The organism is Actinomyces sp. S6-Spd3, assembly GCF_000758755.1.
Classification (GTDB): Bacteria; Actinomycetota; Actinomycetes; order Actinomycetales; family Actinomycetaceae; genus Pauljensenia.
On the sequence record NZ_JRMV01000077.1, the window covers coordinates 1 to 553 of the forward strand.

At 57.7% G+C, this 553-nt stretch carries 1 protein-coding gene; it reads right to left on the minus strand.

Going from position 1 to position 553, the window contains the following annotated elements; genetic code table 11:
• Nucleotides 1-553 (minus strand): proteasome accessory factor PafA2 family protein (locus HMPREF1627_RS00475; RefSeq protein ID WP_034500090.1); only part of this gene is annotated, 553 nt, incomplete at both ends.

A 553-nucleotide genomic window follows, 5' to 3' on the forward strand; every position in this document is an offset into this window, starting at 1 on the left:
ACCGGGCGCGTCACCAAGAAAGGAATCATGGCGCGCGTAATGTCATCAAAATCGACATCGCGGCTCACCTGATAGTTCTCATGAGTGCCGTATGCCGCGCCCTTGCCATCCGTGTTGTTCTTATACAAAACCAGGTCCGTACCCGCCTGCGCGCACACCTCCATCACGCGAATTGCCAGTAGGTCACCCGCCCTGTCATACAGCACCGCATCCAACGCAGAGGCAGTTTCTGGACTCGAATACTCCGGGTGCGCATGATCCACATAAAACCGCGCGCCGTTTGAGAGCACCACGGAAGTTGCACGCTGCATAAAGCGTTCATACTCGCCCGGACGATCCTCAAAGCTCACGCCTGCCGGCGGCGCTAACCGGTAGGGATCGTCCGTAAGCATCGAAGGGTGCGCCGCCGCCCTCTCCAATCGGTATCCGCGCGCATCATTTAGCGGATCCTCACCGGAATAATCCCAACGCACCACCTCGCCAATAGATATCGAAGCGGCGTATTCCTCAACAGCAGTAGCTGAAAGCACCACCGGATTAGCGCCCGGATCAT